We start from the raw sequence: 21,600 nt of genomic DNA, 5'->3' as shown, positions 1-21,600 counted from the left end.
GCGCCTGATGATGGAAAACGCGAAACAGCCCCAGCCCGATAGGGTCGCACGGTTACCTCGCCACCGGCGCAATGCCGTGATCGCGTTTTTGCGCGAATCGGTGCACGAGGTGAAGCGCGTGCGTTGGCCGCGGCGTCGTGAGGTCGTCAACTACACGGCGGCGACCTTGCTCGTCTGTTTCATCATGGGCCTCTTGGTGTGGGCGTTCGATGTGGCGGTCTATCGGTGCATGCAGCTGATCGGCCTCTTGTGACGGCTTGGGTGTCGCGCACAGGGTGTCGTGAAATCAGGTGCAGGGGGGTGCAGGGCGGGCAGCCCTGAGCCATGGAGAATCTCGAAAAACACTGGTATGTGATCCATACCTACTCCGGTTACGAGAACAAGGTCAAGACCAATCTCGAGAGCCGGGTGCAATCCATGGGTATGGGGGATAAGATCTTCCGCGTCGTCGTGCCCACGGAAGAGGAAATTGAGATCAAAAACGGGAAGAAGCGCGTGGTGCAGAAGAAGGTCTTCCCCGGCTATGTGTTGGTCGAGATGATCATGACCGACGACTCCTGGTACCTGGTCCGCAACACCCCGGGGGTGACCGGGTTTGTCGGTGCTCCCGGCGGCAGCACAAGACCTGTGCCCCTGCTGCCGCACGAAGTGCGCGCCATCCTGCGCAAGATGGGTTCGGATGAGGTGAAAACGCGCGTCGACTTCTCGGTGGGAGAAGTCGTGCGCATCTGTGAAGGCCCGTTTGCCGACATGATTGGGACCGTGGAGGAGATCCACGAGGATCAGCAAAAGCTTCGCGTCCTGGTATCCATGTTCGGCCGGGAGACACCGCTGGAGCTGGATTTCGCCCAGGTGGAGAAGTTGGCGTAAGTCTCTGCGGAAGCGGGCAAGGATTTTCGGGCAGGACCGGTCTGCATGCGCAGGCCGTTTCTGTGAGCGGATGGTCCGGGCCGGCCGCCGGTCGCTTTGGATGCCTCCGCTCTTTGATAGATGCTGGGCACGGCGCGCATGCCGTGCCCCGGATGGGCTCAACCCGCCCGTCCTGTGGGAGGGTGCATGACCCGCAGACCACGACAGCGGGCGTCTGCAGCACCGGTTGGTGCGTCGCTCGCGCAGAGGAGGTGGACGTTTTGCCCAAGAAAGTCGTCAAAGTGGTGAAACTGCAGATTCCGGCAGGAAAGGCGACCCCTGCACCTCCGGTCGGACCGGCACTCGGTCAGGCTCAGGTGGGCAACATCATGGGGTTCTGCAAGGAGTTCAACGCGCGTACAGCCGACCAGGTCGGCCTGATCATCCCGGTGGTCATTTACGTATACGAGGATCGCTCGTATACGTTTGAACTCAAGACCCCGCCTGCCGCAGTCCTGCTGAAAAAGGCGGCGGGCATCGAGACGGGCTCGTCCGAACCGAACCGGAAAAAGGTCGGGACCGTCACGCGGGCGCAAGTGCGCGCCATCGCCGAGCAGAAGATGCCCGATCTGAACGCGGCGAGCGTGGAAGCGGCGATGCGGATGATTGAGGGCACCGCGCGCAGCATGGGCATCGAGGTGGTGGACTGAGTCAGGGTGTGGCGGGCTTGTCGCACCCTGGTCGGACCGCTTCGCTTTGCAGCGGTCCGGATGTGGGAGGTCTGTGTACCGCATGGACCACAGGAGGTGTGCAGTATGGCGTATCGTTCCAAACGGTTGATTGAAGCGGCAAAGCTGATCGACAAGACGAAGGCGTACGACCCGCGCGAGGCGTTTGAACTGCTGAAGCAGACCGCGACCGCCAAGTTCGACGAAACGGTGGAGGTGGCGGTGCGTCTCGGCATCGATCCCAAGCGGCAGGACCAGCAAGTGCGTGGCGCGGTCGTCCTCCCTCACGGTACGGGCAAGACCGCGCGTGTGCTCGTGTTCGCCAAGGGTGAGAAGGCGAAGGAAGCCGAAGCGGCCGGTGCGGATTACGTCGGGGATGAAGACCTGATTCAAAAGGTCCAGCAAGGTTGGTTCGACTTCGACGTCGTGGTCGCGACGCCGGACATGATGGGCAGCGTCGGCCGCTTGGGCCGCATCCTCGGCCCGAAGGGCCTGATGCCGAACCCGAAGACCGGCACCGTCACGTTCGAGGTGGCGCGTGCGGTGCAGGAGATCAAGGCGGGTAAGATTGAGTACCGCGTCGACAAGCAAGGCAATGTGCATGCGCCCATCGGCAAGGTGTCGTTCGATACCGAGAAGCTGCTTGAAAACTACGTCACCCTGATGGATGCCATTCAAAAGGCAAAACCGGCGGCGGCCAAGGGTCAATACATTCGAAACGTCACCATCAGCAGCACGATGGGCCCGGGCATTAAGATCAATCCGTTGCGCGCGTTGGCTGTCGGACAGTGACGGGCTGTCGGCGAAGAGAGGCGTCCGGCGGGTTGATTCGGCCGGTCGGTATGTGGTATAGCTATAGAGCGGTATGAAGATGAACCGTAGACAGCAGGTCCGGCGTACCGGATAATGGTGAGTCACCGCCTGCCGAGGTTCGCGACACGCGACGATATGTGGCCGGGTCGCGCCCTCTGCATGGGCGCGGCCCTTTTTCATGCGACGGCGCGCCGTCTGCGGCTTCGTCTTCACAGATCGCCTGGTAGGATGGCGACGGATGGGGGGTGTGACACAAGTTGGCGGTGCGTGAGGAGAAACAGCAGTTGGTCCGGGAGATTGCGGACAAGTTTTCGCGCAGCAAGAGCGCCATCGTCACCGACTACCGCGGCTTGAACGTCGCGGAGGTGACGGAACTGCGCCGTCAGTTGCGCCAAGCCGGCATTGAATTCAAGGTGTTGAAGAACACCCTCACGCGGCTCGCGGCACAACAAGCGCAGGTCGATGGCATTGAACCGTTCCTGAGCGGTCCGTCGGCGTGGGCGTTCAGCTATGACGATCCGGTGGCGCCTGCGAAGATTCTCAACGACTTTGCCCGCAATCACAAGGCGTTGGAAATCAAGGGCGGCGTCGTCGAGGGACGAATCGTCGATGCGGCGCAGGTGGCGGATTTGGCGAACCTGCCGTCCCGCGACGGGTTGCTGGCCATGTTGCTCAGTGTCCTGCAGGCACCCATCCGCAACTTCGCGTATGCCATCAAGCAGGTCGCCGAACAGCGCGCGGGAGGCGCGCCGGAGGCGGCAGCCGAGTGAGGGCATTGCCACATGATTCGAAGGAGGGTTTTCCGTGACCATTGAAAACATCCTGGAAGCCATCGACAAGATGACGGTGTTGGAACTCAATGAACTGGTGAAGGCCATTGAGGAGAAGTACGGTGTGACGGCGGCCGCTCCCGTGGCGGTCGTCGGCGGCGCAGCGGCCGGCGGTGCGGCGGAAGAAGTGGTCGAGCAGACCGAGTTCGACGTCATCCTGACCAATGCGGGTGCGTCGAAGATCAACGTCATCAAGGTGGTGCGCGAGATCACGGGCCTCGGCTTGAAGGAGGCCAAGGACCTGGTGGACGGCGCGCCGAAGCCGGTCAAGGAGAAGGTTTCGAAGGAAGAGGCGGAGGCCATCAAGGCGAAGCTCACCGAGGCGGGTGCAACGGTCGAGATCAAGTAAGCTCCCGGCCATCCCGGCGACGGTGGCGGGCAATGCAAGCCGCGGTTAAACGAGGCATCCTGGCGGGGCGGCGTCACCCCGTGCAGGGTGCTTCCTGTTTTCGTGACCTGCGCGGCGGGGGAGGACATCCGCTCGCCTGCGGAAGGGGGAGTCGCCCATGTCGGAGCACTATTATGTTCATCGACCACAGTCCGGCCACGACCGAAATGTGATGGAGGTGTCGGCGCGGGGTGTCGCAGTGCGGTTGTGGACGGATGCCGGGGTGTTCGCGAAACGCAGGCTGGACTTTGGGACGCGGCTGCTTGTGGAAGCTGCCGAGTTGCCTGCGACAGGCTTGTGTGTCGATCTCGGCTGCGGCTATGGCCCTGTGGCTTGCTGGGCACCGTGTATCCGCGGACGCGCTGGGTTCTGCTCGATGTCAATGAGCGGGCGGTCGCGTTGGCACGCGAGAATGTTCAGTGCCTCGGCGGGCGGGCCGAGGTGTTCGTGAGCGACGGCTTTGCCGCAGTCCCTGACCTGGCGGCGGATGCCATCCTCCTCAACCCGCCTGTCCGTGCCGGCAAGGCTGTGGTGTGGCGCCTGTTCACCGAATCGCGTCATCACCTGGTGCCTGGCGGAGCGCTCTGGGTCGTCATACAGAAAAAGCAAGGCGCCCCCAGCGCCAAAGCCTATCTGGAGCAACAATTTGCCAGCGTGGAGACCGTGGCGAGAGACGCGGGCTACCATGTCTTTCGCTGCATCCGGGCCAATGGCGGTTGACACGAGGGGTGTGTTTGACGCGGCCGAGTTCCTGTGGTATAGTCTTATAATGCATAACTGTCGAGGAGTGTACGTTTCCCCGGTGGTGATGAATAAAACCTTCCCCGTCTGGTAATCGCTGAATACTGCGGTCCTCTGTGCAAAATGTGGTTTCCGACAACCCCATTTTATTTTTTCTCTGCCCGTTTCGCAATTTGTCTGCCCGTGACGCAATCGACTTCGGCATGAGGGGTGACGGTTTTGCGGGGACACATGGTGAATTACGGGTGGCGGCAACGCCGCTCCTACGCGCGCATCCGCGAAGTGCTGGACCTGCCGAATCTGATTGAGATTCAGCAAAAGTCCTACGAGTGGTTCCTGCGCGAAGGCCTGCGGGAGATGTTTCAAGACATCTCGCCCATCACGGATTTCACCGGCAACCTTGTGCTCGAGTTCATCGATTACAGCCTCGGCGAACCCAAGTACACCGTGGAAGAAGCCAAGGAGCGCGACGTGACCTATGCCGCGCCGCTGCGCGTCAAGGTGCGCTTGCTGAACAAGGAAACCGGCGAGGTCAAGGAACAGGAAGTGTTCATGGGCGATTTCCCGCTCATGACCGAGACCGGCACCTTCATCATCAACGGCGCGGAGCGCGTCATCGTCAGCCAGCTCGTGCGCTCGCCCAGCGTCTATTACAGCAGCAAGGTGGATAAGAACGGCAAGCGCACGTACGCGGCCACCGTGATCCCCAACCGCGGCGCCTGGCTGGAGTTTGAGACGGACGCCAAGGACATCGTCTACGTGCGGATTGACCGCACCCGGAAGCTGCCCATCACCGTGCTGTTGCGGGCGCTCGGATTGTCGTCCGACCAGGAGATCATCAGCCTGTTCGGCGAGGACGAGTACCTGCGCAACACGTTGGACAAGGATACCACGGACTCGACGGAACGCGCGCTGGTGGAGATCTACGAACGCCTGCGCCCGGGCGAACCGCCCACGCTGGAGAACGCACGGGCTCTGTTGACCTCACGCTTCTTCGATCCCCGCCGCTACGACCTCGCGGCGGTGGGCCGGTACAAGATCAATAAAAAACTGCACCTGAAAAACCGCCTCCTCAACCAACGCCTGGCCGAGTCGTTGATCGATGCCGACACGGGCGAGGTCATCGCGGAGGCGGGGCAGGTCATCGACCGGCGCCTGCTCGACAAGATCACGCCCTACCTTGAGGGCAACGTCGGCCGGGTGCGCTTGCGCGGCACCCCGGGGCTTGTCGACGGGCAGGACGGCATCGAGGTTCAGATGGTCAAGATCTTCAGCCCGAACGAAGACGGCCGCGTCCTGCACGTCATCGGCAACGGGTCGATTGACCGCAACGTGAAGCACATCCTGCCGGCGGATATCATCGCGGCCGTCAGCTACTTTTTCAACCTGCTGCACGGTGTGGGTTCGACGGATGACATTGACCACCTGGGCAACCGGCGGTTGCGTTCCGTCGGCGAGTTGTTGCAAAACCAGTTCCGCATCGGCTTGTCGCGCATGGAGCGCGTGGTCCGCGAGCGGATGTCCATTCAGGACGCCAACGCGCTCACGCCGCAAGCGCTCATCAACATCCGGCCGGTCATCGCCGCTATCAAAGAGTTTTTCGGCTCGAGCCAGCTGTCGCAGTTTATGGACCAAACCAACCCGTTGGCCGAGCTGACGCACAAGCGCCGCCTTTCGGCGCTGGGTCCCGGCGGCTTGACGCGGGAGCGCGCCGGCTTTGAAGTGCGTGACGTCCACTACTCTCACTATGGGCGGATGTGCCCCATCGAGACGCCGGAAGGCCCGAACATCGGGCTCATCAACTCGCTGTCCACGTACGCCCGCGTGAACGAGTACGGCTTCATCGAAACGCCGTACCGCCGGGTCGATCCCGACACCGGGCGGGTGACGGAACAAATCGACTACTTAACGGCCGATGAGGAAGAAAACTACGTCGTGGCGCAGGCGAACGCACCGCTGACGGAAGACGGGCGCTTCGCCGAGGAAGAGGTGTTCGCCCGCTACCGGGGCGACATCCTCACCGTCCCGCGCGATCGCGTCGATTACATGGACGTCTCCCCGAAGCAGGTTGTCTCGGTGGCGACGGCGCTCATCCCGTTCCTCGAGAACGATGACGCGAACCGTGCCTTGATGGGTTCGAACATGCAGCGTCAGGCCGTGCCTCTCCTTGTCACCGAGGCGCCCTTGGTCGGCACGGGCATGGAGCACCAGGCGGCCAAAGACTCGGGTGTATGCGTGGTGGCGCGGCGCGACGGGATTGTCGAGCGGGTGACCGCGCGCGAGATCTGGGTGCGGAGTGTCTCCTATGTCGATGGCAAAGAGGTCAAGGGCGATCTCGATAAATACAAGCTGCTCAAATTCGCCCGCTCCAACCAGAACACGTGCATCAACCAGCGTCCCATCGTCCGTGAAGGACAGTTTGTCAAGGCGGGCGACATCATCGCCGACGGCCCGGCGACGGACCACGGCGAGCTGGCGCTGGGCCGCAACGTGCTCGTCGCGTTCATGACATGGGAGGGTTACAACTACGAGGACGCCATCCTCCTCTCCGAGAAGGTCGTGAAGGAGGACATCTATACCTCCATCCACATCGAGGAGTACGAGGTGGAGGCGCGCGACACCAAGCTCGGACCCGAGGAGATCACGCGCGACATCCCGAACGTCGGTGAGGATGCGCTCAAAAACCTGGATGAGCGCGGCATCATCCGCATCGGCGCGGAAATCCGGGCGGGCGATATCCTCGTCGGCAAGGTGACCCCGAAAGGCGTCACGGAGCTGACGGCCGAGGAGCGGTTGCTGCACGCCATCTTCGGGGAGAAGGCGCGGGAGGTGCGCGACACCTCGCTGCGCGTGCCGCACGGCGGATCGGGCATCGTGGTGGACGTGAAGGTGTTCACGCGCGAGAACGGGGACGAGTTGCCGGCGGGCGTCAACCAGCTGGTGCGGGTGTACGTGGCCCAGAAGCGCAAGATCTCGGAAGGCGACAAGATGGCCGGCCGCCACGGGAACAAGGGTGTCGTGGCCCGCATCCTGCCGGAGGAAGACATGCCGTTCTTGGCCGACGGGACACCGGTGGAGATTGTCCTCAACCCGCTGGGCGTGCCGTCCCGCATGAACATCGGGCAGGTGTTGGAGACGCATCTCGGCATGGCCGCCAAGGCGCTCGGCATCCACATCGCGACGCCGGTGTTCGACGGGGCGCGGGCGGAGGACGTGTTCGATACCTTGGAGGAAGCCGGCCTGCCGCGCGACGGCAAGCAGCAGTTGTTTGACGGGCGCACCGGGGAGCCGTTCGACAACCGGGTGACGGTGGGTTACGTGTACATGATGAAACTGGCCCACCTGGTCGACGACAAGATCCACGCCCGTTCCACCGGTCCGTACTCCCTGGTCACCCAGCAGCCGCTCGGCGGCAAGGCCCAGTTCGGCGGTCAGCGGTTCGGCGAGATGGAGGTGTGGGCGCTCGAGGCGTACGGTGCGGCGTACACCCTGCAGGAGATCCTCACCGTCAAGTCGGACGACGTCGTGGGCCGCGTGAAGACGTACGAAGCGATTGTCAAGGGCGAGAACGTGCCGGAGCCGGGTGTGCCGGAGTCCTTCAAGGTGCTGATCAAGGAATTGCAGAGCTTGGGCATGGACGTGAAGATCCTCAGCGAAGACGAACAGGAGATTGTCATGAGAGAGAGCGAGGACGACGAGGATACGGGCGAAAAGCTGAGCCTGAACCTGGAGTTGCGCGGCGTGGGAGACTGAACCCGCGCAGGTCGGCCATACCATCGATTTTCCGGTCTGCCCCCTGGCGCCGCCCGGCATTCGCCGTGCGGCACGGGGTGGCCATACCCCAGAGGGAGGGTGCCCTGTGCTGGACGTCAACAACTTCGAATTCATGAAGATTGGCCTCGCTTCGCCTGAGAAGATCCGCTCCTGGTCGCACGGTGAGGTGAAAAAGCCCGAGACCATCAACTACCGGACGCTCCGCCCGGAGAAGGAAGGCCTGTTCTGCGAGAAGATCTTCGGTCCGACGCGGGACTGGGAGTGCCATTGCGGCAAGTACCGCCGTGTGCGTTACAAAGGGGTCGTCTGCGACCGTTGCGGCGTCGAGGTGACGCGCTCCAAGGTCCGGCGCGAGCGGATGGGCCACATTGAGCTGGCGGCGCCGGTCTCGCATATCTGGTTCTTCAAGGGCATCCCGAGCCGGATGGGCCTGGTGCTCGACATGTCGCCGCGCGCGCTGGAGGAGGTCATTTACTTCGCGTCGTACGTGGTGACGGACCCGGGCGACACGCCGCTCGAGAAAAAGCAGCTGCTGACCGAGAAAGAGTACCGTTCTTACCGGGAGAAGTACGGTTACGCGTTCGAGGCCGGCATGGGCGCGGAGGCCATCCGCAAACTCTTGCTCGACATCGACCTCGACAAAGAGGTGGAGCAGCTGAAGGAAGAGCTGCGCACGGCGCAGGGCCAGCGCCGCAACCGGGCCATCAAGCGTCTGGAGGTGCTCGAGGCGTTCCGGGCCTCCGGCAACCACCCGAGCTGGATGATCCTGGAGGCTCTGCCGGTCATCCCGCCCGACTTGCGGCCGATGGTGCAGCTGGACGGTGGCCGCTTCGCGACGTCCGACTTGAACGACCTGTACCGGCGCGTCATCAACCGGAACAACCGCCTCAAGCGCCTGCTCGATCTCGGTGCACCGGACATCATCGTCCAAAACGAGAAGCGCATGCTGCAGGAGGCGGTGGACGCGCTCATCGACAACGGCCGCCGCGGCCGCCCGGTCACCGGGCCGGGCAACCGGCCGCTCAAGTCCCTGTCGCACATGCTCAAGGGCAAGCAGGGCCGTTTCCGCCAGAACCTGCTCGGGAAGCGCGTCGACTACTCCGGCCGCTCGGTCATCGTGGTGGGGCCGGAGCTGCGCATGTTCCAGTGCGGTCTGCCGAAGGAGATGGCGCTCGAGCTGTTCAAACCGTTCGTGATGAAAGAGTTGGTGGCGCGCGGCCTGGCGCACAACATCAAGAGCGCCAAGCGCAAGGTGGAGCGGGTGTCGCCCGAGGTCTGGGACGTCGTGGAAGACGTCATCAAGGAGCACCCGGTGTTGCTCAACCGCGCACCGACCTTGCACCGGCTCGGCATTCAGGCGTTTGAGCCAGTGTTGGTGGAAGGCCGTGCCATCAAGCTGCACCCGTTGGTCTGCACGGCGTACAACGCCGACTTCGACGGCGACCAGATGGCGGTGCACGTGCCGTTGTCTGCCGAAGCGCAAGCTGAAGCGCGTCTGTTGATGTTGGCAGCCCACAACATCCTCAACCCGAAGGACGGCAAACCGGTGGTCACGCCGACGCAGGACATGGTGCTCGGGGCGTATTACCTGACCATCGAAAAGCCGGGGGCCCTCGGGGAGGGAAAAGTGTTTGCCGATCCGGAGGAAGTCCATCAGGCGTATCACGAAGGGTTGCTTTCGCTGCACGCGCGCATCGCTCTGCCGGCGCGATCGCTCAACAAGACGTCGTTCACACCGGAGCAGCGGGACGCGATGCTTATCACGACGCTCGGCAAGCTGATCTTCAACGAAGTGTTCCCGGAGGACTTCCCGTACATCCACTCGGCGGCGAAGAGCAACCTGCTCGAGAAGACGCCGGACGAGACGTTCGTGTTCGAGAAGGGCGTCAACCTGTACGAGCGGATTGTGCAGCGGCCCATCCCGAAGGCCATCATCAAGAAGGACCTGGGCAACATTCTCGCCGAGTGCTTCCGGCGCTACGGCACGACCAAGACGGCCATCATCCTCGACAAGGTCAAGAAGATGGGGTTCCACTACTCGACCACGGCGGGGATCACGATTTCGGTCGCCGACATCATCGTGCCGGAGCAGAAGTCGGTCATCACCGGCGAGGCGGACGCGAAGGAACACAAGCTGAAGCAGCAGTACCGGCGCGGTTTGATCACGGAGGAGGAACGCTACGTCTCCTTCCAGCAGATCTGGAGCGACGCCAAGGAAAAGCTGTCCCAAATCCTGATGGACAGCATGGACCAATACAACCCGATTTACATGATGGCGACCTCCGGCGCGCGCGGCAGCAGTTCGCAGATCACGCAGCTGGCCGGGATGCGCGGCCTGATGGCGAACCCGGCCGGACAGATCATCCAGATGGCCATCAAGTCGAACTTCCGCGAGGGTCTGACGGTGCTGGAGTATTTCATCTCCACGCACGGCGCCCGCAAGGGCTTGGCCGATACGGCGCTGCGGACGGCAGACTCCGGATACCTGACGCGCCGCCTGGTGGACGTGGCGCAGGACACGATTGTGCGGGAGTTCGACTGCGGCACGGACAAGGGCATCAAGGTCACGGAGATCCGCGACGGGAAAGAGGTCATCGAGGAACTGGCGGATCGCCTGGAGGGGCGCGTGGCCTTCCAGGACGTCTACCATCCGGAGACGGGCGAGAAAATCGTCGGCAAGAACGAGCTCATCGATGCGGAGAAGGCGGCCGCCATCGTCGCCGCCGGCATCAAGGAGGTCACCATCCGCTCGGTGCTCTCGTGCCGGACGCGCCACGGCGTGTGCGTGATGTGTTACGGCCGCAACCTGGCGACCGGCAAGATGGTGGAGGTCGGGGAGGCGGTCGGCATCATCGCCGCCCAGTCCATCGGCGAGCCGGGCACGCAGCTGACGATGCGCACGTTCCACACGGGCGGCGTCGCGGGCGACGACATCACCCAGGGTTTGCCGCGCATCCAGGAGCTGTTTGAGGCGCGCAACCCGAAGGGCCAGGCCGTCATCACGGAGATTGACGGTGTCGTCACCGACATCCGCGAGACGAAAGACAAGCGCGAGATCGAGGTGACGGGTGAGAGCGAGACCAAAGTCTACTCCATCCCGTACGGATCGCGCATCCGGGCGTACGTCAACCAGGTGGTGGAGGCTGGCGACGAGCTCACGGAGGGTTCGGTGGACCCGAAGGAGATGCTGCGGGTGAAAGGCTTGCAGGGGGTGCAGAACTACCTCCTGCGCGAAGTCCAGCGTGTCTATCGCCTGCAGGGCGTGGACATCAACGACAAACACATCGAGGTCATGATCCGCCAGATGCTGCGCAAGGTACGCATCCTCGACGCGGGCGACACCGACCTGTTGCCGGGGACGTACGTCGACCTGTTCGAGTACGAGGAGGCCAACCGCAAAGCCCTCTTGTCGGGCGGCGAGCCGGCGGTGGCCCGTCCGGCCCTGCTCGGGATCACGAAGGCGTCGCTGGAGACCGACTCGTTCTTGTCGGCCGCGTCGTTCCAGGAGACGACGCGCGTGCTGACCGAGGCGGCCATCAAGGGCAAGGTCGACCGCCTGCTCGGTCTGAAGGAGAACGTGATCATCGGCAAGCTCATCCCGGCCGGGACGGGCATGACGCGTTACCGGATGATCGAGCTCATCCAAGAGCCCGAGGAGGGACAGGAGGAGGTTGAGCACGCCGACGCGGACGCGGTGAGCGTCGGGGATTGACGCGTTCGTCTTCCGGATGACCCTGCGCACGGGCAGGCGAGGCGGCGGCCTGCCCGCCTGCCCGTGCCGTGCTGCGTTTGGTTGACAGTCTGCAAAACCGGGTGCTAGAATCATCGAGTATGCCTTGTGCATGGCGTGCTACCTGGGGGAGGCTATGGCCATGTCGCTCGATCGCATACGCCAGGCGAGAAAGCGGACGATTGGGACCAACCAGACGCTGAAGGCCCTGCAGCAAAGCCTCGCGAGGCACATTTATGTCGCCAAGGATGCGGAAGCACGGGTCGTCAACCCGGTCATCGCCTTGGCGCAGGAGCGCAGCGTCCCCATTACCTGGGTGGATTCCATGAAGCAGCTTGGAAAGGCATGTGGGATCGAGGTGGGCGCGGCGACTGCCGCCATCATCGAGGACTAGCCTCTGTGGATACCGGTTCAAGGTCGCGGATTCGGCCGTGCACACAAGGCGCCCATCCGGCTGGTGCGTATGTGTCGGCTGCACGTGAATCACCGGGGTCAGTGGTCTTGAGTCGGTGCGGGTGCAGCCCTAGAATAGGGAAGGAGGTGCGGTGATGCCGACGATCAACCAACTCGTGCGCAAAGGCCGGCGGACCGTGGAAAAAAAGTCTAAGTCCCCTGCTTTGCTGAAGGGCTACAACAGTTTCCGCAAGGAGCAGATCGACCTGCCTTCACCGCAGAAGCGCGGGGTCTGCACGCGCGTGGCGACGATGACGCCGAAGAAGCCGAACTCGGCGCTGCGGAAGATTGCGCGTGTCCGGTTGACGAACCAGGTTGAGGTGACGGCGTACATCCCGGGCATCGGGCACAACCTGCAGGAGCACTCGGTGGTGCTCATCCGCGGTGGCCGCGTCAAGGACTTGCCGGGTGTCCGCTACCACATCATCCGCGGTGCGCTCGACGCGGCGGGTGTCAAGGACCGTATGCAGGGCCGCTCCAAGTACGGCGCGAAAAAGCCGAAGAAGAAGTGAGACCCGTGCAACGCGTGCGCCGTGCACACGCCGTCCTGGGGCGGAGCCTCGCAGGTTGCAGTTGAATTTGAGCAGGAGAAAGGGGGAAGCTTGGTGCCGCGCAAGGGGCCTGTTCCAAAGCGCGATGTGTTGCCGGACCCGATTTACGGGAGTAAATTGGTGACCCGGCTGATCAACAAGGTCATGATGGATGGAAAGAAGGGGATTGCGCAGCGGATCGTGTATTCGGCGTTCGACCGCATCCGCGAGCGCACCAACAAGGACCCGCTTGAGGTGTTCGAGACGGCGCTGCGCAACGTGATGCCGGTGCTCGAGGTGAAGGCGCGCCGGGTCGGCGGTGCCAACTATCAGGTGCCGGTCGAGGTGCGGCCGGAAAGGCGGGTTTCCCTCGGCATCCGCTGGCTCGTCCAGTACGCCCGCCTGCGCGGGGAAAAGAACATGGATGAGAAGTTGGCCAACGAGCTGATCGACGCGGCCAACAACACGGGCGGAGCGGTGAAGAAGAAAGAGGACACGCACCGGATGGCGGAAGCCAACAAGGCGTTTGCGCATTACCGGTGGTGAGCGCTGGCGCAGGCTCACCCGGGCCGGGCGCCGGGCGGCTGCGGCCGGTCCGCACACCGTGTGGGAAGAACTCAGCAGACGGGAAGGAGGTTGCAGCTTGCCCCGTCAATTTCCGTTAGAGAAAACGCGTAACATTGGGATCATCGCCCACATCGACGCCGGGAAGACGACGACGACGGAGCGCATCCTGTTCTACACGGGGCGCGTCCACAAGATCGGCGAAGTGCACGAGGGTTCGGCGACGATGGACTGGATGGTCCAGGAGCAGGAGCGCGGCATCACCATTACGTCCGCCGCGACGACCTGCCAATGGCGCGGCCATCGCATCAACATCATTGATACGCCGGGCCACGTGGACTTCACCGTCGAAGTGGAGCGGTCGTTGCGCGTGCTGGACGGTGCGGTCGGCGTCTTCGACGCCAAGGGTGGCGTGGAACCCCAGTCGGAAACCGTGTGGCGGCAAGCCGACAAGTACGGCGTGCCCCGGATTGCGTATGTGAACAAGATGGACATCGTCGGTGCCGACTTTTTGGGTTGTGTGGAACAGATGCGCACCCGCCTGGGTGCCAACGCGGTTCCCATCCAGCTGCCGATAGGTGTGGAGGATTCGTTCGTCGGTATGGTGGACCTGGTGACGATGCAGGCCATCATCTACACCGACGACCTGGGTACCCGCTCCGAAGCGCGCGAGATCCCGGACGACATGAAAGCGATGGCCGAAGAGTACCGCACGAAGCTGGTGGAGGCTGCGGCCGAGGTCGACGAGGACCTGATGATGAAGTACCTGGAAGGGGAAGAGATCACCGTCGACGAACTGAAGGCAGCCATCCGCAAAGGAACGTGCAGCGGTCAGCTCTTCCCGGTCTTGTGCGGATCTTCCTACCGGAACAAAGGCGTGCAACCGATGCTCGACGCGGTCGTCGATTACCTCCCGTCGCCGCTCGACATCCCGTCGGTGCGCGGCTGGACGCTGGACGGTGAACCGACGGAGCGCCATGCCAGCGATGATGAACCGTTCGCGGCATTGGCGTTCAAGATCATGAGCGATCCGTTCGTCGGCAAGCTCGCCTTCTTCCGGGTGTACTCAGGCACGTTGAGCAGCGGATCGTACGTGCTGAACTCGACCAAGGGCAAGCGCGAGCGCATCGGCCGCGTCATGCAGATGCACGCGAACCACCGCGAAGAAATCGACATGGTCTATGCGGGGGACATCGCGGCGGCGGTCGGCTTGAAGGATACGACCACGGGTGACACGCTCTGCGACGAGAAGCATCCCGTGGTGCTCGAGTCGATGGAGTTCCCGGAGCCGGTCATCCACGTCTCCATCGAGCCCAAGACCAAGGCGGACCAGGACAAACTGGGCATCGCTCTGGGCAAGTTGACCGAAGAAGACCCGACGTTCCGGACCTACACCGATCCGGAGACCGGCCAGACCATCATCGCCGGCATGGGCGAGTTGCACCTCGAAATCATCGTCGACCGTTTGCAGCGGGAGTTCAAGGTCGAGTGCAACGTCGGCCGGCCGCAGGTGGCGTACAAGGAGACCATCACGACGCCTGTCGAGCAAGAGGGCCGGTTTGTCCGGCAGTCGGGCGGGCGCGGCCAGTACGGTCACGTCAAAGTGTTGCTGGAGCCGCTGCCGCGCGGCGCGGGCTATCAGTTCGAGAACAAGATTGTCGGCGGCGTGGTTCCGAAGGAATATGTCCCGGCGGTCGACGAAGGCATCCGCGAAGCGATGCAAACGGGCGTCCTTGCAGGGTATCCGATGGTCGATGTCAAGGCCACCTTGTTCGACGGTTCCTATCACGAGGTCGACTCGTCGGAGATGGCGTTCAAGATTGCAGCCTCGATGGCCCTCAAACAAGGTGCCGCCAAAGCGAATCCGGTGCTGCTCGAACCCATCATGAAGGTCGAGGTCACGGTGCCGGAGGAGTACATGGGCGACATCATGGGCGACATCAACGCCCGCCGCGGGCGCATCGAGGGCATGGACACGCGCGGCAATGCGCGCGTCATCCGCGCGTACGTGCCGCTCGCGGAGATGTTTGGGTACTCCACCAACCTGCGTTCCCGGACGCAAGGCCGCGGAACGTACTCGATGGAGTTTCACTCATATGAGGAAGTGCCCAAGAACATCGCACAAGAAATTGTGGCGAAACACAAGTCCGAATGAAGCAGAAGGAGTGAAGAAGACATGGCAAAGGCAAAATTTGAGCGCACGAAGCCGCACGTCAACGTCGGCACCATCGGTCACGTCGACCATGGCAAGACGACCCTGACGGCCGCCATCACCACCATCCAGGCGCAGAAGGGGAAGGCACAGGCCCAACGCTATGAGGACATCGACAAGGCGCCGGAGGAGCGCGAGCGCGGCATCACCATCAACACCGCGCACGTCGAGTATGAGACGGACGCTCGCCACTATGCGCACGTCGACTGCCCGGGCCATGCGGACTACGTGAAGAACATGATCACCGGTGCGGCACAGATGGACGGCGCCATCCTGGTGGTGTCCGCGGCGGACGGCCCGATGCCGCAAACGCGCGAGCATATCCTGTTGGCGCGTCAGGTCGGTGTGCCGTACATCGTCGTGTTTCTCAACAAGTGCGACATGGTCGACGACGAGGAATTGCTGGACCTGGTCGAGATGGAGGTCCGCGAGCTGCTCAACGAGTACGAGTTCCCGGGTGACGAGGTGCCGGTCATCCGCGGTTCGGCGCTCAAAGCCCTCGAAGGCGATCCGCAGTGGGTCGCGAAGATCGATGAGTTGATGAACGCCATCGACACCTACATCCCGACGCCGCAGCGCGAGGTGGATAAACCGTTCTTGATGCCGGTGGAGGACGTGTTCACCATCACCGGTCGCGGTACGGTGGCGACGGGCCGTGTCGAGCGCGGCACGCTGAAGGTGGGCGATGAGGTCGAGATCGTCGGTCTGGCTGAAGAGACCCGGCGCACGGTGGTCACCGGCGTGGAGATGTTCCGCAAGCTGCTCGACCAAGCGGTGGCGGGCGACAACATCGGTGCGCTGTTGCGCGGTATCGACCGCAAGGATGTCGAGCGTGGTCAGGTGCTCGCGAAGCCGGGGTCCATCACGCCGCACACCACGTTCAAATGCGAGGTGTACGTCTTGACCAAGGAGGAAGGCGGCCGGCACACCCCGTTCTTCAACGGGTATCGTCCACAGTTCTATTTCCGGACGACCGACGTCACCGGCGTGGTGAAGCTGCCGGAGGGCACCGAGATGGTGATGCCCGGCGATAACGTCACGATGGAAGTCGAGCTCATCTCCAAGATCGCGCTCGAGGAAGGCACCCGCTTCGCAATCCGCGAGGGCGGCCGCACGGTCGGCGCGGGTGTTGTGACGCAGATCCTCAAGTGACACGAATGCCCGGGTTCCCCGCAGCTGGAGACGGTGAGGGCTGCGCGCGGGCGACCGGACAGCGGGTGGGTGAGCGTGGGAGGCGCCGCCCGCCCCTTTTTATTCTCGGTCGGCCATCCGTCCGCGTGCAGCGATGCGCCTGCGGTGCCGCGCCCGCGCGAGGTTGGCGAAGATTTGCCTTGTGTTCTTACATGGGGTCTAGTATAATTTCGAATGTTGGTCTCTGGCGGCCATGAAGCAGAAGGTTGCTCATGTGCCCTTGCCATATGGGGCACCACTGAGGAGTTTCTGCAGAGCACGTCCAAAACGAATTTGGGCGACCATGGGCTTGGTGCCGGAGCAGAGCATCCGCCGGCGATGGCGGTGCACGATGCTTGGCTGCGGCGCCGGGAACCGCACAGCCCGTGACGAAGGAGGGAAACATATGGCACGTCAAAAGATCCGCATCCGCCTCAAGGCGTACGACCACCATGTGCTCGATCAGTCGGCGGAAAAGATCGTCGACACCGCCCGGCGTTCGGGCGCGCAGGTATCGGGGCCCATCCCGCTGCCGACAGAGCGCACCGTGTTCACCATTTTGCGTGCGCCGCACAAGTATAAGGATTCACGGGAACAGTTCGAGATGCGCACGCACAAACGCCTGATCGACATCTTGAATCCGACGCCGCAGACGGTGGATGCTTTGATGCGCCTGGATTTGCCGTCGGGCGTCGACATCGAGATCAAGCTGTGAACCTGCTGTCGGATCGTGAGATGCGTGGGTCGGTTGTCATGCGAATACGCGGGCCGTTCGCTGGGCGCGCGGATGGTCGCGACCGGCCGTTGCGACGGCAAGGGTCATCGTCCTTGAGGGGGTGCTGACATGAAGGGTCTTTTGGGACGCAAGATCGGCATGACCCAGGTCTTTGCGGAAGACGGAACGGTCATTCCGGTCACGGTCCTGGAGCTGGGGCCTTGCGTCGTGCTGCAAAAGAAACAGGTGGCCACGGATGGCTACGATGCGATACAGCTCGGGTTCGGCGACAAGAAACCGAGCCGGGCGACGAAGGCGGAAATCGGCCATGCCGCGAAAGCCAACACCGGGCCGAAGCGCTATGTTCGCGAGCTGCGCGGTGTGGACATCCATCAATACGAGGTCGGCCAGCAGCTGACGGTCGATATGTTTCAGCCCGGTGAGCTGGTCGACGTGATTGGAACATCCAAGGGCAAAGGGTTTGCCGGACCCATCAAGCGCCACAATCTGGGCCGCGGTCCGATGGCGCACGGCAGCAAGTACCACCGGGGTGTGGGTTCGCTCGGTTCCATCGCGCCGAACCGCGTGTTCAAGGGTCAGACGATGGCCGGCCGCATGGGCGGCGAGCGTGTGACCGTCCAAAACCTGCAAGTGGTGCGGGTGATTCCGGAACGCAACCTGTTGCTGGTCAAGGGTTCGGTGCCGGGGGTGCGCAATTCGTTCGTCACGGTTCGCTCCGCCATCAAGGCGAACGCCGCCAAAGTGAAGGCGTAACGACACGGTCTCGGAAGGAGGGCAGGCAGATGCCGAAAGTTGCAGTGTACAACATGAACGCGGAACAGGTCGGCGAGATTGAGCTCGATGAACGCATCTTTGGGGCGCCCATCCGGCCCGACCTGATGCATGAAGTGGTCTTGATGCATCTCGCCAACCGCCGGCGCGGGACGCACAAGGTCAAGAACCGGGCGGAGGTCAGCGGCGGCGGCCGCAAACCGTGGCGGCAGAAGGGCACGGGCCGCGCGCGGCAGGGCAGCATTCGGGCGCCGCAGTGGAAGGGCGGCGGCGTCGTGCACGGCCCGGTTCCGCGCAGCTATGCGTACAAGCTGCCGAAGAAGGTGCGGCGCCTGGCGCTGTACAGCGCTCTGTCGTCCAAGGTGGGCGAGGGGCGGCTCATCGTCCTCGACGACTTGACGCTGCCGGAAATCAAGACGAAGCAAATGGTCGCGCTGTTGAAGCGGTTTGACGTGAACAAGGCGCTCATCGTCGACGCGGAGGAAGAACAGAACGTCAAGCTTTCGGCCCGCAACATCCCCGACGTGAAGTACGTCGCCGCGAACGGCATCAACGTGTACGACCTTTTGCGCCACGACCATCTGCTTTTGACCAAGGACGCGGTCGCCAAGGTGCAGGAGGTGTTCTCGTAATGGACCCGCGGGACCTGATCAAGCGCCCCATCATCACCGAGAAGTCGACGCAATTGATGGAAGAAGGCAAGTACGTCTTCGAGGTGGATAAGCGGGCGAACAAGGTCGAGATCCGCCAGGCGGTGGAAAAGTTGTTCGGCGTCAAGGTGGCCCAGGTGTGGACGATGCGGGTGCCCGGCAAGCGGAAGCGGGTCGGCCGTTTCGTCGGCCGCACATCGGAGTGGAAAAAGGCTATCGTCAAGCTGACCCCGGATTCCAAGCCGATTGAGTTGTTCGGCGAATCGTCGTCGTGATCGCGTCCGCCTGCGTGGCGGAACGCCATGTTCCATGTGGAGGAGGTAGCGCTCGTGGGCATTAAAAAGTACCGCCCGACGTCTCCGGGCCGGCGGTTTATGTCTGTCTCCACGTTCGAGGAGATCACCACCGACGAGCCGGAGAAGTCGTTGCTTGTGCCTTTGAAAAAGCGGGCTGGCCGCAACAATCAAGGGCGGATCACGGTGCGGCACCGCGGTGGCGGTCATAAGCGGATGTACCGCATCATCGACTTCAAGCGCGATAAGGACGGCATCCCGGCAAAAGTCGCGACCATCGAATATGACCCGAACCGTTCTGCGCGCATCGCGTTGTTGCACTACGCGGACGGTGAGAAGCGGTACATCATCGCGCCGGTGGGATTGAAGGTGGGCGATACGGTGATGTCCGGCCCCAATGCGGACATCAAGCCTGGCAACGCGTTGCCGCTGGCGAACATTCCGGTCGGTACGGTCATTCACAACATCGAGCTGTATCCGGGCCGCGGCGGGCAGCTGGTGCGGGCTGCCGGCGCGGCGGCGCAGCTGCTGGCGAAGGAAGGCGACTATGCGCATGTCCGGCTGACGTCCGGGGAGGTGCGTCTGATTCGGCTGGAGTGCCGCGCCACGGTCGGGCAGGTCGGCAACCTGGATCATGAGAACATCAACATCGGCAAAGCGGGTCGATCCCGCTGGCTCCGCCGTCGTCCGGCCGTTCGCGGCGTGGCGATGAACCCGGTCGACCACCCGCACGGTGGCGGCGAGGGCAAGGCGCCGATTGGCCGCAAGTCGCCCGTCACGCCGTGGGGGAAACCGACGCTGGGGAAAAAGACCCGGAAGAAGAACAAGCCGAGCAACAAGTTCATCGTGCGCCGCCGCAACGGCTGATGCCATGGCGGCTGGGCGGTGCCATCGGGATGAGGCAATGCTGCCGTGCGACGCCTGGTGTACGCGCGCCGGCAAGCCGGCAGCTGTATCCGAGAGGCATTCGGAAGGGGGGTACTGCGTATGGGTCGCTCACTGAAGAAGGGTCCGTTCTGCGACGAGTATCTTATCAAAAAGGTGGAGGCGCTCAACGCCGCGGGTGAGAAGCGGGTCATCAAGACTTGGTCCCGGCGGTCGACCATCCTGCCCATCTTCGTCGGGCACACGTTCGCAGTTCATGACGGCCGCAAGCATGTGCCGGTGTACATCACGGAGGACATGGTCGGGCACAAGTTGGGTGAATTCGCTCCGACGCGGACATTCAAGGGGCACGCGGGAGACGAGAAAGCATCCCGTTCCCGTTAACCTGATGGCAACGAGGAGGAACATGCATGGAAGTGCGACAGACGCGAGCCAGAGCGAAGTACATTCGCATCGCGCCGCGTAAGGTTCGCCTCGTCGTCGACCTCATCCGCGGGAAACGGGTGCAGGAGGCGTTGGCGATCCTCAAATTCACGCCGCGCGGTGCGTCCCCGGTCGTGGAAAAGGTGCTGCGTTCGGCCATTGCGAACGCGCAGAACAACCACAACATGGACGTCGACCGTCTGTACATCAAGGAGATCTACGTCGATCCCGGCCCGACCTTGAAGCGGTTCCGTCCGCGGGCGCAGGGTCGTGCGTTCAGTATCCTGAAACGGACGAGCCACATCACGGTCGTGGTGGCGGAGAAGTGAGCGCGACGCGGCCGGTTCGGCAGCGGCCGCGGCCGCGCGCAAGCTTGAGGAGGGATGGCGGCACATGGGTCAAAAGGTCAACCCGGTGGGCCTGCGGATTGGCATCATCCGCGACTGGCAGTCGCGTTGGTACGCCGATAAGAAAAACTACCAAGAGCTGTTGCACGAAGACATCAAGATCCGGGACTTCATCTTTCGGCGGTTGAAAGATGCCGCTGTGGCGCAGGTCGACATCGAGCGCGCAGCGAACCGGGTCAACGTGACCATCCATACGGCGAAGCCGGGTATGGTCATCGGCAAGGGCGGACAGGAGGTCGACGCCCTGCGGAACCAGTTGAATGCGCTGACCGGCAAGCGGGTTCACATCTCCATCGCGGAGATCAAACAGCCCGACTTGTCCGCCGTGCTGGTGGCGGAGAACATCGCCTCGCAGCTGGAACGGCGCGTCTCCTTCCGGCGGGCGATGAAACAGGCGATTCAGCGCGTGATGCGCGCCGGGGCCAAGGGTGTCCGCGTGCAGGTGTCCGGCCGTCTCGGCGGTGCGGAAATTGCGCGGACGGAAGGCTATTCGGAAGGCACAGTGCCGCTGCACACGCTGCGGGCGGACATCGATTACGCGTTGGCGGAGGCCAAGACGACGTACGGCCAAATCGGCGTGAAGGTTTGGATCTACCGTGGTGAGGTGCTGCCGCGGCGCGGACGGAAGGTTGCGGAAGAAGGGGGCAATTGAT

General features: G+C 63.0%; 23 protein-coding genes. All 23 read left to right on the top strand.

Annotation, left to right across the window (positions count from 1 at the left end; all coding sequences use genetic code 11):
• Positions 1–10 precede the first annotated feature (10 nt).
• The 23 genes from secE to rpsC all read left to right on the top strand — a co-directional run bounded on the left by secE (position 11) and on the right by rpsC (position 21,599).
• Complete coding sequence (secE, locus tag IEX97_RS04050) at positions 11–253, top strand: preprotein translocase subunit SecE (RefSeq protein WP_229776356.1); 243 nt, start codon at positions 11–13, stop codon at positions 251–253.
• Positions 254–324: 71 nt separating this feature from the next.
• Positions 325–870, top strand: a complete 546-nt coding sequence (nusG, locus tag IEX97_RS04045) for a transcription termination/antitermination protein NusG (protein ID WP_188881291.1) — start codon at positions 325–327, stop codon at positions 868–870.
• Positions 871–1,130: 260 nt separating this feature from the next.
• On the top strand, positions 1,131–1,559 hold the full coding sequence (gene rplK / locus IEX97_RS04040) for a 50S ribosomal protein L11 (RefSeq protein WP_188881290.1): 429 nt from the start codon (positions 1,131–1,133) through the stop codon (positions 1,557–1,559).
• A gap of 105 nt (positions 1,560–1,664) precedes the next feature.
• Positions 1,665–2,369 carry a 50S ribosomal protein L1 gene (rplA, locus tag IEX97_RS04035; RefSeq protein ID WP_188881289.1) on the top strand — a complete coding sequence of 235 codons (705 nt, stop codon included), beginning with the start codon at positions 1,665–1,667 and terminating at the stop codon, positions 2,367–2,369.
• A gap of 278 nt (positions 2,370–2,647) precedes the next feature.
• Positions 2,648–3,160 carry a 50S ribosomal protein L10 gene (rplJ, locus tag IEX97_RS04030; protein ID WP_188881288.1) on the top strand — a complete coding sequence of 171 codons (513 nt, stop codon included), beginning with the start codon at positions 2,648–2,650 and terminating at the stop codon, positions 3,158–3,160.
• Positions 3,161–3,194: 34 nt separating this feature from the next.
• On the top strand, positions 3,195–3,569 hold the full coding sequence (gene rplL / locus IEX97_RS04025) for a 50S ribosomal protein L7/L12 (RefSeq protein ID WP_188881286.1): 375 nt from the start codon (positions 3,195–3,197) through the stop codon (positions 3,567–3,569).
• A gap of 157 nt (positions 3,570–3,726) precedes the next feature.
• On the top strand, positions 3,727–4,059 hold the full coding sequence (locus tag IEX97_RS14100; protein ID WP_479684757.1) for a methyltransferase: 333 nt from the start codon (positions 3,727–3,729) through the stop codon (positions 4,057–4,059).
• Complete coding sequence (locus IEX97_RS14095; protein ID WP_479684756.1) at positions 3,954–4,328, top strand: class I SAM-dependent methyltransferase; 375 nt, start codon at positions 3,954–3,956, stop codon at positions 4,326–4,328. The genes IEX97_RS14100 and IEX97_RS14095 overlap by 106 nt, the downstream gene beginning before the upstream one ends.
• 240 nt (positions 4,329–4,568) lie before the next feature.
• Positions 4,569–8,102, top strand: a complete 3,534-nt coding sequence (gene rpoB / locus IEX97_RS04015; RefSeq protein ID WP_188881319.1) for a DNA-directed RNA polymerase subunit beta — start codon at positions 4,569–4,571, stop codon at positions 8,100–8,102.
• A 106-nt stretch (positions 8,103–8,208) separates the two neighbouring features.
• Entirely contained in the window at positions 8,209–11,835 is a 3,627-nt protein-coding gene (rpoC, locus tag IEX97_RS04010) for a DNA-directed RNA polymerase subunit beta' (protein ID WP_188881285.1), read from the top strand.
• 160 nt (positions 11,836–11,995) lie between these two features.
• Entirely contained in the window at positions 11,996–12,247 is a 252-nt protein-coding gene (locus IEX97_RS04005) for a 50S ribosomal protein L7ae-like protein (RefSeq protein WP_188881284.1), read from the top strand.
• A gap of 154 nt (positions 12,248–12,401) precedes the next feature.
• The gene (gene rpsL, locus IEX97_RS04000; protein ID WP_188881283.1) at positions 12,402–12,818 is read left to right on the top strand and encodes a 30S ribosomal protein S12; all 417 of its coding nucleotides are present in this window, start codon (positions 12,402–12,404) and stop codon (positions 12,816–12,818) included.
• Positions 12,819–12,911: 93 nt separating this feature from the next.
• Positions 12,912–13,382: a 30S ribosomal protein S7 gene (gene rpsG / locus IEX97_RS03995; protein WP_188881282.1), complete on the top strand. Its 471-nt coding sequence runs from the start codon at positions 12,912–12,914 to the stop codon at positions 13,380–13,382.
• A 97-nt stretch (positions 13,383–13,479) separates the two neighbouring features.
• Positions 13,480–15,555, top strand: coding sequence for an elongation factor G (gene fusA, locus IEX97_RS03990; RefSeq protein ID WP_188881279.1), 2,076 nt, complete (start codon positions 13,480–13,482; stop codon positions 15,553–15,555).
• Between the two features lie 21 nt (positions 15,556–15,576).
• A complete protein-coding gene (gene tuf, locus IEX97_RS03985) occupies positions 15,577–16,764 on the top strand; it encodes an elongation factor Tu (protein ID WP_188881278.1) in 1,188 nt (395 codons plus the stop codon).
• Positions 16,765–17,188: 424 nt separating this feature from the next.
• On the top strand, positions 17,189–17,497 hold the full coding sequence (gene rpsJ / locus IEX97_RS03980) for a 30S ribosomal protein S10 (RefSeq protein ID WP_188881277.1): 309 nt from the start codon (positions 17,189–17,191) through the stop codon (positions 17,495–17,497).
• Between the two features lie 129 nt (positions 17,498–17,626).
• A complete protein-coding gene (gene rplC, locus IEX97_RS03975; RefSeq protein ID WP_188881276.1) occupies positions 17,627–18,271 on the top strand; it encodes a 50S ribosomal protein L3 in 645 nt (214 codons plus the stop codon).
• A 29-nt stretch (positions 18,272–18,300) separates the two neighbouring features.
• Positions 18,301–18,921, top strand: coding sequence for a 50S ribosomal protein L4 (gene rplD / locus IEX97_RS03970; RefSeq protein WP_188881274.1), 621 nt, complete (start codon positions 18,301–18,303; stop codon positions 18,919–18,921).
• Positions 18,921–19,214, top strand: coding sequence for a 50S ribosomal protein L23 (rplW, locus tag IEX97_RS03965; protein ID WP_188881273.1), 294 nt, complete (start codon positions 18,921–18,923; stop codon positions 19,212–19,214). The genes rplD and rplW overlap by 1 nt, the downstream gene beginning before the upstream one ends.
• Positions 19,215–19,268: 54 nt before the next feature.
• A complete protein-coding gene (rplB, locus tag IEX97_RS03960; RefSeq protein ID WP_188881271.1) occupies positions 19,269–20,099 on the top strand; it encodes a 50S ribosomal protein L2 in 831 nt (276 codons plus the stop codon).
• 120 nt (positions 20,100–20,219) lie between these two features.
• Complete coding sequence (gene rpsS, locus IEX97_RS03955) at positions 20,220–20,501, top strand: 30S ribosomal protein S19 (protein WP_188881269.1); 282 nt, start codon at positions 20,220–20,222, stop codon at positions 20,499–20,501.
• 26 nt (positions 20,502–20,527) lie between these two features.
• Positions 20,528–20,869 carry a 50S ribosomal protein L22 gene (gene rplV, locus IEX97_RS03950; RefSeq protein WP_188881268.1) on the top strand — a complete coding sequence of 114 codons (342 nt, stop codon included), beginning with the start codon at positions 20,528–20,530 and terminating at the stop codon, positions 20,867–20,869.
• Between the two features lie 64 nt (positions 20,870–20,933).
• Positions 20,934–21,599, top strand: a complete 666-nt coding sequence (rpsC, locus tag IEX97_RS03945) for a 30S ribosomal protein S3 (protein ID WP_188881267.1) — start codon at positions 20,934–20,936, stop codon at positions 21,597–21,599.
• The last annotated feature ends 1 nt before the right edge of the window (position 21,600 follow it).

This window comes from Paenalicyclobacillus cellulosilyticus (assembly GCF_014647315.1).
GTDB lineage: Bacteria > Bacillota > Bacilli > Alicyclobacillales > Alicyclobacillaceae > Alicyclobacillus_J > Alicyclobacillus_J cellulosilyticus.
The sequence above is the reverse complement of the archived record's forward strand: the minus strand, read 5'-3'. Positions and strand labels throughout refer to the sequence as shown.

What these genes read in the sequence shown, in the direction of transcription:
- secE (WP_229776356.1), top strand. Translation starts at nt 11, where the DNA reads ATGGAAAACGCGAAACAGCCCCAGCCCGATAGGGTCGCACGGTTACCT.
- nusG (WP_188881291.1), top strand. Translation starts at nt 325, where the DNA reads ATGGAGAATCTCGAAAAACACTGGTATGTGATCCATACCTACTCCGGT.
- rplA (WP_188881289.1), top strand. Translation starts at nt 1,665, where the DNA reads ATGGCGTATCGTTCCAAACGGTTGATTGAAGCGGCAAAGCTGATCGAC.
- IEX97_RS14100 (WP_479684757.1), top strand. Translation starts at nt 3,727, where the DNA reads ATGTCGGAGCACTATTATGTTCATCGACCACAGTCCGGCCACGACCGA.
- IEX97_RS04005 (WP_188881284.1), top strand. Translation starts at nt 11,996, where the DNA reads ATGTCGCTCGATCGCATACGCCAGGCGAGAAAGCGGACGATTGGGACC.
- rpsL (WP_188881283.1), top strand. Translation starts at nt 12,402, where the DNA reads ATGCCGACGATCAACCAACTCGTGCGCAAAGGCCGGCGGACCGTGGAA.
- tuf (WP_188881278.1), top strand. Translation starts at nt 15,577, where the DNA reads ATGGCAAAGGCAAAATTTGAGCGCACGAAGCCGCACGTCAACGTCGGC.
- rpsJ (WP_188881277.1), top strand. Translation starts at nt 17,189, where the DNA reads ATGGCACGTCAAAAGATCCGCATCCGCCTCAAGGCGTACGACCACCAT.
- rplC (WP_188881276.1), top strand. Translation starts at nt 17,627, where the DNA reads ATGAAGGGTCTTTTGGGACGCAAGATCGGCATGACCCAGGTCTTTGCG.
- rplD (WP_188881274.1), top strand. Translation starts at nt 18,301, where the DNA reads ATGCCGAAAGTTGCAGTGTACAACATGAACGCGGAACAGGTCGGCGAG.
- rplW (WP_188881273.1), top strand. Translation starts at nt 18,921, where the DNA reads ATGGACCCGCGGGACCTGATCAAGCGCCCCATCATCACCGAGAAGTCG.
- rpsS (WP_188881269.1), top strand. Translation starts at nt 20,220, where the DNA reads ATGGGTCGCTCACTGAAGAAGGGTCCGTTCTGCGACGAGTATCTTATC.
- rplV (WP_188881268.1), top strand. Translation starts at nt 20,528, where the DNA reads ATGGAAGTGCGACAGACGCGAGCCAGAGCGAAGTACATTCGCATCGCG.
- rpsC (WP_188881267.1), top strand. Translation starts at nt 20,934, where the DNA reads ATGGGTCAAAAGGTCAACCCGGTGGGCCTGCGGATTGGCATCATCCGC.